Source organism: Caballeronia sp. LZ032 (assembly GCF_031451315.1).
GTDB lineage: Bacteria > Pseudomonadota > Gammaproteobacteria > Burkholderiales > Burkholderiaceae > Caballeronia.
Genome location: NZ_JARUXP010000001.1, coordinates 3,157,737 through 3,170,705, shown reverse-complemented (window position 1 = coordinate 3,170,705; position 12,969 = coordinate 3,157,737). Strand labels below are relative to the sequence as shown.

Annotated in this window: 10 protein-coding genes; all 10 read left to right on the top strand. The window is 61.5% G+C overall.

The features are described 5' to 3' along the window. Positions 1–72 precede the first annotated feature (72 nt). Entirely contained in the window at positions 73–1,293 is a 1,221-nt protein-coding gene (locus QCE69_RS14865; RefSeq protein WP_309919259.1) for an ABC transporter substrate-binding protein, read from the top strand. A 95-nt stretch (positions 1,294–1,388) separates the two neighbouring features. Beyond that, positions 1,389–2,273, top strand: coding sequence for a branched-chain amino acid ABC transporter permease (locus QCE69_RS14860; RefSeq protein WP_309810934.1), 885 nt, complete (start codon positions 1,389–1,391; stop codon positions 2,271–2,273). Beyond that, positions 2,273–3,244 carry a branched-chain amino acid ABC transporter permease gene (locus tag QCE69_RS14855; protein ID WP_309811755.1) on the top strand — a complete coding sequence of 324 codons (972 nt, stop codon included), beginning with the start codon at positions 2,273–2,275 and terminating at the stop codon, positions 3,242–3,244. Before QCE69_RS14860 ends, QCE69_RS14855 begins: the two co-directional genes overlap by 1 nt. 501 nt (positions 3,245–3,745) lie before the next feature. After that, positions 3,746–4,912 (top strand): ABC transporter substrate-binding protein, encoded by a 1,167-nt coding sequence (locus tag QCE69_RS14850; protein ID WP_309931350.1) that lies wholly within the window; start codon positions 3,746–3,748, stop codon positions 4,910–4,912. Positions 4,913–5,236: 324 nt separating this feature from the next. Continuing rightward, positions 5,237–6,409: an ABC transporter substrate-binding protein gene (locus QCE69_RS14845; protein WP_309810925.1), complete on the top strand. Its 1,173-nt coding sequence runs from the start codon at positions 5,237–5,239 to the stop codon at positions 6,407–6,409. Between the two features lie 143 nt (positions 6,410–6,552). Further along, a complete protein-coding gene (locus QCE69_RS14840) occupies positions 6,553–7,608 on the top strand; it encodes a branched-chain amino acid ABC transporter permease (protein WP_309919256.1) in 1,056 nt (351 codons plus the stop codon). 4 nt (positions 7,609–7,612) lie between these two features. Next, on the top strand, positions 7,613–9,397 hold the full coding sequence (locus QCE69_RS14835; protein WP_309931348.1) for a branched-chain amino acid ABC transporter ATP-binding protein/permease: 1,785 nt from the start codon (positions 7,613–7,615) through the stop codon (positions 9,395–9,397). Then, positions 9,394–10,152 (top strand): ABC transporter ATP-binding protein, encoded by a 759-nt coding sequence (locus tag QCE69_RS14830; RefSeq protein WP_409021187.1) that lies wholly within the window; start codon positions 9,394–9,396, stop codon positions 10,150–10,152. The genes QCE69_RS14835 and QCE69_RS14830 overlap by 4 nt, the downstream gene beginning before the upstream one ends. Before the next feature lie 156 nt (positions 10,153–10,308). Next, positions 10,309–12,273, top strand: a complete 1,965-nt coding sequence (gene mnmG, locus QCE69_RS14825) for a tRNA uridine-5-carboxymethylaminomethyl(34) synthesis enzyme MnmG (RefSeq protein ID WP_309931346.1) — start codon at positions 10,309–10,311, stop codon at positions 12,271–12,273. Next, complete coding sequence (rsmG, locus tag QCE69_RS14820) at positions 12,270–12,935, top strand: 16S rRNA (guanine(527)-N(7))-methyltransferase RsmG (protein ID WP_309931344.1); 666 nt, start codon at positions 12,270–12,272, stop codon at positions 12,933–12,935. Before mnmG ends, rsmG begins: the two co-directional genes overlap by 4 nt. Positions 12,936–12,969 lie beyond the last annotated feature (34 nt).

The window sequence follows — 12,969 nt, the reverse complement described above, 5'->3', positions numbered from 1 at the left end:
GGCGTGCCGCACCGGAATGGAAAGGGCATCACCAGTAACACCGCATCAAATCAAAAACTCATGGAGACTGGAATGAAAAAGAAGACCCTCGCGCGCCTCTCTACGTTGTGCTTTGCGGCTGCGGCGGCGAGTGTGGCGGTGATGAGCAGCAGCGCATACGCCGCCGACGGCAACACCGTGAAGATCGGCTTCGTCACCGACATGTCGGGCCTCTATGCGGACATCGACGGACAAGGCGGCCTCGAAGCGATCCGCATGGCCATCGCGGATTTCGGCGGCAAGGTGAACGGCAAGCCGATCGAACTGGTATATGCGGACCATCAGAACAAGGCGGATATCGCTGCATCGCGCGTGCGTGAGTGGATCGACCGCGACGGGGTGAATGCGATCATCGGCGGCACGAACTCGGCCACGGCGCTCTCCAGCGCACAGGTCACGGCCGAGAAGAAGATTCCGTACATCAACATCGGCGCGGGCGCGGACAACCTGACCAACGAGCAATGCTCGCCCTACACGGTTCACTACGCCTACGACACGATGGCGCTCGCCAAAGGCACCGGTTCCGCGGTGACCAAGCAGGGCGGCAAGACGTGGTACTTCCTGACGGCGGACTATGCGTTCGGCAAGGCGCTCGAGAAGAACACCGCGGACGTCGTGAAGGCGAGCGGCGGCCAGGTGCTGGGCGAAGTGCGCCATCCGCTGTCGGCGTCGGACTTCTCGTCGTTCCTGTTGCAGGCGCAGGGTTCGAAGGCGCAGGTGCTCGGCCTCGCCAACGCGGGCGGCGACACGGTCAATTCCATCAAGGCGGCGAAGGAATTCGGCGTCACCAAGTCGATGAAGATCGCCGCGCTGCTGATCTTCCTGTCCGACATCCACTCGCTGGGCCTGGAGACCACGCAGGGCCTCGTGGCGACGGACAGCTGGTACTGGAACAAGGACGACAAGACGCGCGCCTGGGCCAAGCGCTATTTCGACAAGATGAAGAAGATGCCGGGCAGCCTGCAGGCCGCGGACTATTCGGCGACCACGACCTATCTGAAGGCCGTGCAGGCGGCGGGCACGACCGACAGCGACAAGGTCATGGAACAGCTGAAGAAGATGAAGATCGACGACTTCTACGCGAAGGGCTACGTTCGCGAAGACGGCGCGATGATCCACGACATGTACCTGATGGAAGTGAAGAAGCCGTCGGAGTCGAAGGAACCGTGGGATTACTACAAGATCACCGCCACGATTCCGGGCGACCAGGCATTCGGCACGAAGGCGGAATCGCGCTGCAAGCTCTGGAAGTAAGCATTCGGCAGTGATTCAGCGCGTTCGCGCGGCGGGCGTCCGGTGAGGACCTCCGCCGCTGCAACCGCGTCAACACGTTTCTGACGGCAGGTTCAATGGAAATTTTCGGCATTCCACTCGCCGCAATGCTGAGCCAGCTGTTGCTGGGGCTGGTGAACGGCTCGTTCTACGCGATCCTGAGCCTGGGTCTCGCGGTGATCTTCGGCTTGCTCAACGTCATCAACTTCGCGCACGGCGCGCTGTTCATGCTGGGCGCGATGCTCGCGTGGATGGGCTACGCGTACTTCAACATTCCCTACTGGGCGATGCTCGTGCTTGCGCCGGTCATCGTCGGGCTGTTCGGCATGGTCATCGAGCGCTCGATGCTGCGCTGGCTCTACAAGCTCGACCATCTCTACGGGCTGTTGCTGACCTTCGGCCTGACGCTTGTGGTCGAGGGCGTGTTCCGCTCCATCTATGGCTCGTCGGGCCAGCCTTACGACGTGCCCTCGCTGCTGTCCGGCGCGACCAATCTCGGCTTCATGTTCCTGCCGAACTATCGTGCGTGGGTCGTGGTGGCGTCGCTGGCGGTGTGCTTCGCGACGTGGTTCGTGATCGAGAAGACGCGCCTGGGCGCGTATCTGCGCGCGGGCACGGAAAACCCGAAGCTGGTCGAGGCGTTCGGCGTCAACGTGCCGCTGATGATCACGCTGACCTACGGCTTCGGCGTGGCGCTCGCGGCCTTCGCCGGCGTGCTGGCCGCGCCCGTGATCCAGGTGTCGCCGCTGATGGGGCAGTCGATGATCATCACCGTGTTCGCGGTCGTCGTGATCGGCGGCATGGGTTCGATCATGGGCTCAATCCTCACGGGTCTCCTGCTCGGCGTGATCGAAGGTTTCACGCGCGTGTTCTATCCGGAAGCGTCCGCGACGGTCGTCTTCGTCATCATGGCGATCGTGTTGATGATTCGCCCGGCAGGACTCTTCGGCAAGGAAAAATGATGCAGAGAAAAGCGCTCTACGGCCTGTTGCTGATCGGCCTGATCGTGGCGCCGTTCGTCGGCGTGTATCCGCTGTTCATGATGAAGGTGCTGTGTTTCGCGCTGTTCGCCGCGGCCTTCAACCTGCTGATTGGCTATACCGGCTTGCTCTCGTTCGGCCACGCGATGTTTCTCGCGACCGCCGGTTACGTCGCCGGCTATTCGATCCAGACCATCGGTTTGACGCCGGAACTCGGCGTGATCGCGGGTACGGCGGCGGCGACGCTGCTCGGACTCGTCGCGGGGCTGCTGGCGATCCGCCGCCAGGGCATCTACTTCGCAATGGTCACGCTCGCGCTCGCGCAGATGGTGTACTTCGTGTTCCTGCAGGCGCCGTTCACGCACGGCGAAGACGGCTTGCAGGGCGTGCCGCGCGGCAAGCTGTTCAACATGATCGATCTCGGCAGCGACATCACGCTCTACTACGTCGTGCTGGTCGTGATGCTGCTCGCGTTCGCGCTGATCGTGCGCATCGTGCATTCGCCGTTTGGCGAGGTACTGATCGCGATCAAGGAGAACGAGCCGCGCGCGGTGTCGCTCGGCTACGATACGTCGCGCTACAAGCTGCTGGCCTTCGTGCTGTCGGCGGGACTCGCCGGACTGGCGGGCGCCACCAAGACGCTCGTGCTTGGCTTCGAGACGCTCGGCGACGCCTACTGGACCATGTCCGGCCTGGTGGTGCTGATGACGCTCGTCGGCGGCATGAGCACGATGTTCGGACCACTGCTCGGCGCCGCGATCATCGTCGCGCTGGAGGACCGGCTCGGCGACATCGGCGGCGGTCTCGCGCGGCTGACCGGCATGACGTGGTTCAACTCGCTCGGCGAATCCGTGACCATCGTGACCGGCGTCATCTTCATTGCCTGCGTGCTGGCGTTCCGGCGCGGCATTGTCGGGGAGATCGTCGCGCGGGTCCGTCCGCTGCAAGGCTGAAATCCGCGGAGCCACGCACCGAGGCGTGTTTTATTGCAAGAAGTACGCCCCTTCCGGGTGCTTTCATGCACCACTAGGGTAAATGCTAGGTTGTCGTGCACTGTTGCGTTCTTTAACATTCGGTCTAGTTCTGTTGCACCCAGATTTTTGAGGTGGAGAACGAGGAGACATGAGGCACGAAGTGCCCGACCGAAAAGCGCTGTTGGATGAGTCCAACAGCGCTTTTTTTATTGCCCGCTGATTATGTGATTAAATTCGGCGGGCGATTTTAAACGGGGTTTTCCCTGAGGCTTCCCAGCTTGCGCGAGGTGATTGCGCAAGGCCTTGAAAAACAATGCGAAAAGCCACACGGGAGAGCCTTCAAAACGCTTGCTGCGCAGCGCATGCCTCGCTAAACTGCATTTCCCGACCCACTGGTCGGGAATTCGCGGCGAGCGCAATTCAGGGGCATTTTCGCGAGCAGTTCATCACGAAGAAACACGAATTACGGGGCGCACATCAATGAAGTTGGCTTCACGCATCAACGCGGTCGCAATGGCCGTTGTCGGGTTTTCGGCGGTATTCAGCACTCAGGTTTGGGCGGACGTGAAAGTCGGCGTGACGGTCTCGGCGACCGGTCCGGCCGCGTCGCTCGGCATTCCGGAAAAGAACACCATTGCCTTGCTGCCGAAGGAAGTCGCTGGTCAGAAGATCCAGTACATCGTGCTGGATGACGCCACGGACTCCACCCAGGCCGTGAAGAACGCGCGCAAGCTGACGAGCGAAGATCATGTCGATGCACTGGTCGGCTCCACCGTGGTGCCCAACTCGCTCGCGATGATCGACATCGCTTCCGAAACGCAAACGCCGATGATCTCGATGGCCGCCGCCGCGAGCATCGTCGAACCGATGGATGCCAAGCGCGCGTGGGTCTTCAAGACACCGCAGAATGACATCCTGATGGCCACCGCCATCGCGCAGCACATGTCGAATCATGGCGTGAAGACGGTGGCGTTCATCGGCTTCAGCGACGCCTATGGCGAAAGCTGGTTCAAGGAATTCTCGAAGGCCGCCGACCTCGCGAAGATCAAGGTCGTCGCGAACGAGCGCTTCGCGCGCAACGATGCATCGGTCACGGGCCAGGTGCTCAAGATGATGTCGCAGAACCCGGATGCGGTGCTGATCGCGGGCGCGGGCACTCCGGCCGCGCTGCCGCAGAAGACGCTCAAGGAGCGGGGCTACAAGGGCAAGCTCTATCAGACGCACGGCGTCGCGAACAACGACTTCCTGCGCGTGTGCGGCAAGGATTGCGAAGGCACCTTCCTGCCGGCGGGTCCGCTGCTGGTCGCGGAGCAATTGCCGGACACCAATCCGGTGAAGCAGGCCGCGCTGACCTACAAGAAGGCCTATGAAGGCGCGTATGGCGCGGGGTCGGTGTCGACCTTCGGCGGTCACGCGTGGGACGCGGGCCTCATTCTCCAGCGCGCCATTCCGCTTGCGCTGAAGAAGGGTCAGCCGGGCACGCCGGCGTTCCGTGAAGCGCTGCGCGCCGCTATCGAAGAGACGAAGAATCTGCCGGCCTCGCACGGGATCTTCAACATGAGCGCGAACGATCACTCCGGACTCGACCAGCGCGCCCGCGTGATGGTCGAGATCGTCGGCGGCAAGTGGAAGCTCTCGGGCAACTGACGGAATCGTATGTGAACTGATTCGGAAACCAAGGCGCGTCGAAGCAGAACGCGCCTTTTTTCTGTGTGGTGCAGTTGGCGGGAAGCGACGGAAAGAAGAGGGCGCAAAGCCTCGCGGAATGCTCACGTGCAGTCAGGGCAACACGTCGCGCAACGGTCAGGGAAAACCACCCTTGGCATGCAGTATGGCGGTAAATAGATTGGGGCGGCCCTTTGCATGGCCTGGCTCGATTGGCCCACAAGAGGCGGCATCGATAACAACTCGCAGCAGCGCACCGCTGGGGTGCGTGTTGGCAAAACGAGCACGTCGCGTTTGGAGACAGCAATGAAAACGAAGAAGGCATGGATCAGGACGAGCATGGCGCTCGCACTTGCGGGCGGCGCGCTGCTCGGCACGGGTGCGGCATATGCCCAGGTGAAGATCGGCGTGACGCTCTCGGCGACGGGCCCGGCGGCATCGCTTGGGATTCCCGAGAAAAATACCGTCGCGCTGCTGCCGAAGGAAATCGCTGGCAAGTCGGTCGAGTGGATCGTGCTCGACGACGGCTCGGACACGAGCCGCGCGGTGCAGAACACGCGCAAGCTGATCGACGAGGATCATGTGGATGCGATCGTCGGCTCGACCGTGACGCCGAACTCGCTCGCGATGATCGACCCCGCCGCGTCCGGCAAGACGCCGATGATCTCGATGGCCGCATCGGCCGCGATCATCGCGCCGATGGATGCGAAGAAGGCATGGGTCTTCAAGACGCCGCAGAACGATGCCTTGATGGCCGATGCGATCGCGAGCTACATGGAGAAGCACGGCGTGAAGACGGTGGGCTTCATCGGCTTCGCGGATGCCTACGGCGACGGCTGGTACAACGTCTTCAACACGGCCGCAGCGGCGCACAAGCTGAAGATCGTCACGAACGAACGGTATAACCGCACGGACACGTCGGTGACCGGACAAGTATTGAAGACGATGGGCGCGAATCCGGACGCGGTGCTGATCGCGGGCGCGGGCACGCCTTCGGCGCTGCCGGCCAAGGCGCTGAAGGAGCGCGGCTACAAGGGCAAGGTCTATCAGACGCACGGCGTGGCCAACAACGACTTCCTGCGCGTGTGCGGCAAGGATTGCGAAGGCGAGATCCTGCCCGCGGGCCCGGTGCTGGTGACCGAGCAGCTGCCGGCGAGCAATCCGGTGAAGAAGTCTTCGGCGGCGTACAAGGACGCGTATGAGAAGGCCTATGGCGCGGGGTCGCTGTCGACCTTCGGCGGCCATGCATGGGATGCCGGCCAGATGCTTCAGCGGGCCATTCCCGAGGCGCTCAAGAAAGGCCAGCCGGGCACGCCGGAATTCCGCGAGGCGCTGCGCGCCGCGCTGGAAAACCTGAAGGACCTGCCGGTCGCGCACGGCATCATGAACACGACTCCGACCGATCACAACGGTTTCGACGATCGCGCGCGCGTGATGGTGCAGATCGTCGACGGAAAGTGGAAGTTGCTGAACGACTAAGCCGTGTGTCGCGCGTCACCGCGCGTTCATGCGTCTTAATTTCGAGATGACGGGGCGGCGCACCGGCAACGGCGCGCCGCTTCGAGCATGCGAGGCCGCCGATTCCGGTGCGCCTGTTCCACGAGAAGCTTTGAAGAGGAAGTATGGACTTATCGATTGCGGCGATTCTCGCGCAGGACGGGATCACCACAGGCGCGATCTACGCGTTGCTGGCGTTGGCGCTGGTGCTCGTGTTCTCCGTCACGCGGGTCATTTTCATACCGCAGGGCGAGTTCGTCGCGTACGGCGCGCTGACGCTCGCGGCCCTGCAAACACAGAAGCTGCCGGCGACCTGCTATCTGCTCATCGCCATGGGCGTGGGCTGCTTCGTCGCCGAAACGGCCGGCATCGTGCGTCATCCCGCGCGATATCACCAGATCGGACGCTTGCTGGCTGTGCTCGCAGGCAAGTATCTGCTGTTCCCGGTGGCCGTGTGGGCGCTGACCCAGGCGGTCGCTCTCCAGACGCTGCCGATGATCGCGCAGATCGCGCTGACGCTGCTGATCGTCGTGCCGATGGGGCCGTTCGTCTACCGCCTCGCCTATGAGCCAATCGCAGAGGCGAGCACGCTGCTGCTGCTGATCGTTGCCGTAGCCGTGCATTTCGCGATGGTGGGACTCGGGCTCGTCATGTTCGGCGCCGAAGGTTCGCGCACGACAGCCTTCTCCGATGCCAACTTCAATCTCGGCAGCGTGTCGATCTCCGGGCAAAGCCTGTGGGTGGTCGGAACGGCGGTGGTGCTGATCGTCGCGCTGTACTTCTATTTCGATCGCTCGATTTCCGGCAAGGCGCTCCGCGCAACGTCGGTGAATCGTCTCGGCGCGCGGCTGGTCGGCATCGGCACGACGCAGGCGGGGCGGCTCGCCTTCACGCTCGCCGCGGGCCTCGGCGCGCTGTGCGGCGTGCTGGTCGCGCCCATCACGACGATCTACTACGACTCGGGCTTCCTGATCGGCCTGAAGGGCTTCGTGGGCGCCATTGTCGGCGGTCTGGTGAGTTATCCGCTCGCGGCAGCCGGGTCGCTGCTCGTGGGGCTGCTCGAATCGTATTCGTCGTTCTGGGCGAGTGCCTATAAGGAAGTGATCGTCTTCACCCTGATCATTCCGGTGTTGCTGTGGCGGAGCTTGGCAACGCCGCATACGGATGAGGACGAGGAGTAAGCGGATGAAATTCCTGAAACGTTATCGATTCTTCTGGGTGTTCCTGCTGGTCGTCTTCGCGCTGCCGGTGCTGCCGGGACCGGTCGCCGTGCCGGAGTACTGGATCACGCTGCTGAACTACATCGGGCTTTATTCGATCGTCGCGATCGGGCTCGTGCTGCTGACAGGGATCGGCGGCATGACGAGCTTCGGGCAGGCCGCGTTCGTGGGCGTCGGCGCCTATGCAACGGCCTTCCTGACGACGCAGTACGGCGTTTCGCCGTGGCTTGCGCTGATTGCAGGCGTCGTGCTGACCGCTTTCATTGCGCTGTTGCTCGGGCTGATCACCATGCGTCTCTCGGGCCACTTCCTGCCGCTTGGCACGATCGCCTGGGGCCTGTCGCTGTTCTATCTGTTCGGCAACATGGAGTTGCTCGGCAAGTACGACGGCATCAACGGCATTCCGGTTTTGAGCGTCTTCGGATGGCAGCTCGAATCGGGCAGGAGCATTTACTACCTGATCTGGGTGGTCGTGCTGCTGGCGGTGATTTCAGTTCAGAACCTTCTGAACAGCCGGCCGGGACGTGCCATTCGCGCGCTGCGCGGCGGCGGCACCATGGCCGAGGCAATGGGCGTGAACACCGCGTGGATGCGGGTCACCATCTTCATCTATGCGGCGGTCCTGGCGGCCATTTCCGGCTTCCTGTACGCGCATTTGCAGCGCGCCGTCAATCCGACGCCGTTCGGCCTGAATCACGGCATCGAATTCCTGTTCATGGCGGTAGTGGGCGGGGTATCGCATGTCTGGGGTGCGATTCTCGGCGCCACGATCCTCACCGTTCTGCAGGACTATCTGCAAACCTGGTTGCCCAAGCTGATCGGGGCGAACGGCAACTTCGAGATCATCGTGTTCGGCGTCGTGATGGTGTTGCTGCTCCAGTATGCGCGGCAGGGCGTATGGCCGTTCGTCGCACGACTTTTTCCGCGCGCGCCGAGTGCACACGTTCCCGAGCACGGGGAAGCTTTGCCGCAGCGCAGCAAACCGGCGACGGGAGAACGTCTGCTGGTCGTTGAAAAGGCGCGCAAGCAATTCGGCGGATTGGTTGCCGTCAATGACGTGAGCTTCGAAGTCAAGGCAGGCGAGATCATCGGTTTGATCGGTCCGAATGGCGCGGGAAAATCGACGACGTTCAATCTCGTCACCGGCGTGTTGCAGGCGACCAGTGGTGCGATCAGCTTTCACGGCGAACGCATCGAGAAGCTCACGTCGCGCGATATCGTCAAGCGGGGTATCGGGCGAACCTTCCAACACGTCAAGATGCTGCCCGGCATGACCGTGCTCGAAAACGTGGCGATTGGCGCGCATCTGCGCGGCACGACAGGCGTGTGGCGAAGCATTGTTCGCTTGAATGCAGCCGAGGAAGCCCGGTTGATGGCGGAAGCGGCCAGGCAGATTCGGCGCGTCGGGCTCGAGAAGCACATCTACAGCGAGGCTGGAAGTCTGGCGCTTGGCCAGCAGCGGATTCTGGAAATCGCGCGTGCGCTCTGCTGTGATCCGACTTTGTTATTGCTCGATGAGCCCGCCGCTGGTTTGCGTTATCAGGAAAAACAACAGCTGGCTGAACTGCTTCGCAAGCTGCGCGCGGAAGGGATGAGCATTCTTCTGGTCGAACACGACATGGATTTCGTCATGAATCTGACGGATCGACTCGTCGTGATGGAATTCGGCACGAAGATCGCGGAAGGACTGCCAGTCGACGTGCAGAAGGATCCTGCGGTGCTGGAAGCGTATTTGGGCGGGGTGGAATGATGTCGCAGATTACGAATCCGATTCTGCAAGTGGATCGCTTGTCGGTGAGATACGGCAAGGTCGAGGCGTTGCACGACGGCAAGCTCACGGTCGGCGCCGGTCAGATCGTGTCCGTGATCGGCCCGAACGGCGCCGGCAAGTCGACACTGCTGAACGCCATCATGGGTGCGTTGCCGTCATCGGGACATGCCAAAGGCTCGGTGCGTTACCTTGGTGAAGAAGTGTCTGCACTGGCGATCGAACGGCGGGTATCGCGAGGCATGTGTCTCGTCCCAGAAAAGCGTGAGCTATTCGCCACGATGGCGGTGGAAGACAACTTGATTCTCGGAGCGTATCGGCGCAAGCGGGCCGGCGAGCGAAACTTCCTTGATCAGATCGATGAGGTCTACCGCTTGTTTCCGCGTCTCAAGGAACGGCGGAAGCAGGCGGCGGGAACGCTGTCGGGCGGGGAGCGGCAGATGCTGGCAGTCGGGCGGGCGCTGATGGGCAAGCCGCAGTTGCTGATGCTCGACGAACCGAGCCTTGGTCTCGCTCCGCTGATCGTTAAAGAGATCTTCCACATCATCAGTGCATTGCGACAGAGTGGCGTTGCGACGCTGCTGATCGAGCAGAACGCCCGCGCGGCGCTCCAGATTTCGGACTATGGATATGTCTTGGAAACCGGCGAGTTTGCGTTGGAAGGCAAGGCGGATGATCTGCAGCACGATCCTCAGGTGATTGAAACTTATCTCGGTCTGTCCAAGAAAATGGCCTAGATGCTTTGTTTCATGCTGTCGAAGAGGGGCGTGTTTCACGTGAAACACGCTTTTTTTCGCGCATCGGACCTGCGTCGAAGTTGAGGAAGAGAAGAAACCGTTATAATTCAAGGCTGTTCTCTCTTCAGGATCGTGTCGTTCGCACACGAGATCCCAATGCTTTATCCCACTGAATTTGACGTGATCGTCGTTGGCGGCGGTCATGCGGGCACTGAGGCGGCGCTTGCTTCAGCACGCATGGGCTGCAAGACGCTCCTTCTGACGCACAATATTGAGACGCTCGGCCAGATGAGCTGCAATCCGTCGATTGGCGGCATCGGCAAAGGGCATTTGGTCAAGGAAGTCGATGCGCTCGGCGGCGCAATGGCAGCGGCGACGGATGAATCGGGCATCCAGTTTCGCATCCTCAACTCTTCGAAGGGCCCAGCTGTTCGCGCGACGCGGGCGCAGGCTGATCGGCTGCTCTACAAGCAGGCGATACGTCATCGGCTGGAGAATCAGCCGAATCTGTGGCTATTCCAGCAGGCAGTGGAAGATCTGATGGTGGAGGGGGATCGCGTTGTCGGCGCGGTGACGCAGGTGGGACTGCGTTTCCGAGGCCGGGCGGTCGTTCTGACGGCTGGGACCTTCCTCGACGGAAAAATCCATGTTGGTTTGAATAATTACGTCGGTGGCCGTGCAGGCGATCCCGCAGCCGTGTCGCTTTCTGCGCGTCTCAAGGAACTGAAGCTCCCTCAGGGCCGGCTCAAGACCGGTACGCCGCCGCGAATCGACGGCCGGACGATCGATTTCTCGCAGCTCGAGGAACAGCCCGGCGATCTCGATCCCATCCCGGTCTTCTCGTTCCTTGGCCGCGTTGAGCAGCATCCCCGCCAAGTGCCGTGCTGGGTTACCCATACCAACGCACAGACGCATGACATCATCCGCTCGGGCCTGGATCGTTCGCCGATGTACACCGGCGTAATCGAGGGGGTAGGGCCGCGCTACTGTCCGTCGATCGAAGACAAGATTCACCGGTTTGCTTCGAAGGATGCGCATCAGATTTTTCTCGAACCGGAAGGGCTCACGACCAATGAGTTTTATCCGAACGGGATCTCAACCAGCCTTCCGTTCGACGTCCAGCTTGACTTGGTCCGCTCGATGCGTGGTCTCGAGCATGCGCACATTCTTCGCCCCGGCTACGCGATCGAATATGACTATTTCGACCCGCGCGCGTTGAAGGCCTCCCTTGAAACCAAGGCGATCAACGGTCTGTTCTTCGCCGGGCAGATCAATGGGACCACCGGATACGAAGAAGCGGCGGCTCAGGGACTTCTGGCCGGGATCAACGCCGGACTACAAGTCCAAGGAAAGGATGCGTGGTCGCCGCGACGTGACCAGGCCTATTTGGGTGTGCTGGTCGACGATCTGGTGACACGCGGCGTGTCCGAGCCGTATCGGATGTTCACCAGCCGTGCGGAGTATCGTCTTTCGTTACGCGAAGACAATGCAGACATGCGCTTGACGGAAGCGGGTAGGGAGTTGGGCGTTATTGATGACGCACGCTGGGATGCGTTCAGTCGCAAGCGTGATGCTGTTTCACGTGAAACACAGCGTCTGCGTGTGACGTGGGTTAATCCTAAAACGCTGCCGGCAGAAGAGGCGACAGCACTGCTCGGTAAGCCGATCGACCACGAATATAGCCTTGCAGACCTGCTGCGTCGTCCGGAAGTGTCCTATGACGCGATCTGCGCCCTTCGCGATGGAGAATGCGGACCGGACGCCGGACTCGCGGACGATCCGGTGTTACTGGCGCAGATCAAGGAACAGATCGAAATCGGCGTGAAGTACCAAGGTTATATCGAGCGTCAGGCCGACGAAATCATGCGCAATGGCGCGCAGGAAAACACCCGTTTGCCGGACGCGCTCGACTACAACGAAGTCCGCGGGCTGTCGTTCGAAGCGCGCCAGAAGCTTATGCAGCATCGACCGGAGACGATCGGGCAGGCTTCGCGCATTTCGGGCATCACGCCAGCGGCGATCTCGTTGCTGATGGTTCACCTCAAGCGCGGCGCTGGCCGTCGGGGTCGTAACTCGGCGGAAGATTCATCCTCGGCAGGCAACCCGACGGCGGTTCAATGACGGAACGCCCGCCCTCGCTCGCGACGATACTGGACAAGGGCGCCGCCGATCTCTCCATTTCGCTTTCTGCTGAGCAAAAACAAAAGCTGCTCGACTATGTCGCGCTGCTCGGCAAGTGGAACGCCGTCTACAACCTGACGGCCATCCGCGATCCTGAGCAAATGATGATTCAGCATATTCTGGATTCGCTCGCCATCGTGCCGATGGTGTCTGCCCGCCATCCGTCGACGGTGCTCGATGTCGGCTCGGGTGGCGGACTGCCGGGCGTCGTGCTGGCGATCACCCTGCCGGACGTCCGCGTGACATTGAACGACATCGTCCACAAAAAGAGTGCCTTTCAGTCGCAAGTCAAGGCTCAGTTGAGTCTTGGCAATCTGTCCGTCGTGACGGGGCGCGTCGAAGCGCTGCGTCCAGGTATCGAAATACCAGAAAAATTCGATGTAATCGTGTCTCGCGCATTCGCAGAGCTCTCCGATTTCGTTACACTTTCGCGTCATCTGGTCGAAGTCGATGGGCGCATTCTCGCGATGAAAGGCATCAAGCCCGATGCCGAAGTCGCACGTCTCCCGACGGGCGCAACGGTGCTCGGCGTGGAGCGTCTGAAAGTGCCGATGCTCGTCGCCGAGCGACATCTGATCGAAATAGCCGTCGCAGCAGAATGACGGTTCGCCGCACCGTTCGATCCGGCATTCCAGG

Excerpts from the sequence above, each read along its gene's own strand:
- QCE69_RS14865 (WP_309919259.1), top strand. The coding sequence starts at position 73 with ATGAAAAAGAAGACCCTCGCGCGCCTCTCTACGTTGTGCTTTGCGGCT.
- QCE69_RS14860 (WP_309810934.1), top strand. The coding sequence starts at position 1,389 with ATGGAAATTTTCGGCATTCCACTCGCCGCAATGCTGAGCCAGCTGTTG.
- QCE69_RS14855 (WP_309811755.1), top strand. The coding sequence starts at position 2,273 with ATGCAGAGAAAAGCGCTCTACGGCCTGTTGCTGATCGGCCTGATCGTG.
- QCE69_RS14850 (WP_309931350.1), top strand. The coding sequence starts at position 3,746 with ATGAAGTTGGCTTCACGCATCAACGCGGTCGCAATGGCCGTTGTCGGG.
- QCE69_RS14845 (WP_309810925.1), top strand. The coding sequence starts at position 5,237 with ATGAAAACGAAGAAGGCATGGATCAGGACGAGCATGGCGCTCGCACTT.
- QCE69_RS14840 (WP_309919256.1), top strand. The coding sequence starts at position 6,553 with ATGGACTTATCGATTGCGGCGATTCTCGCGCAGGACGGGATCACCACA.
- QCE69_RS14835 (WP_309931348.1), top strand. The coding sequence starts at position 7,613 with ATGAAATTCCTGAAACGTTATCGATTCTTCTGGGTGTTCCTGCTGGTC.
- QCE69_RS14830 (WP_409021187.1), top strand. The coding sequence starts at position 9,394 with ATGATGTCGCAGATTACGAATCCGATTCTGCAAGTGGATCGCTTGTCG.
- mnmG (WP_309931346.1), top strand. The coding sequence starts at position 10,309 with ATGCTTTATCCCACTGAATTTGACGTGATCGTCGTTGGCGGCGGTCAT.
- rsmG (WP_309931344.1), top strand. The coding sequence starts at position 12,270 with ATGACGGAACGCCCGCCCTCGCTCGCGACGATACTGGACAAGGGCGCC.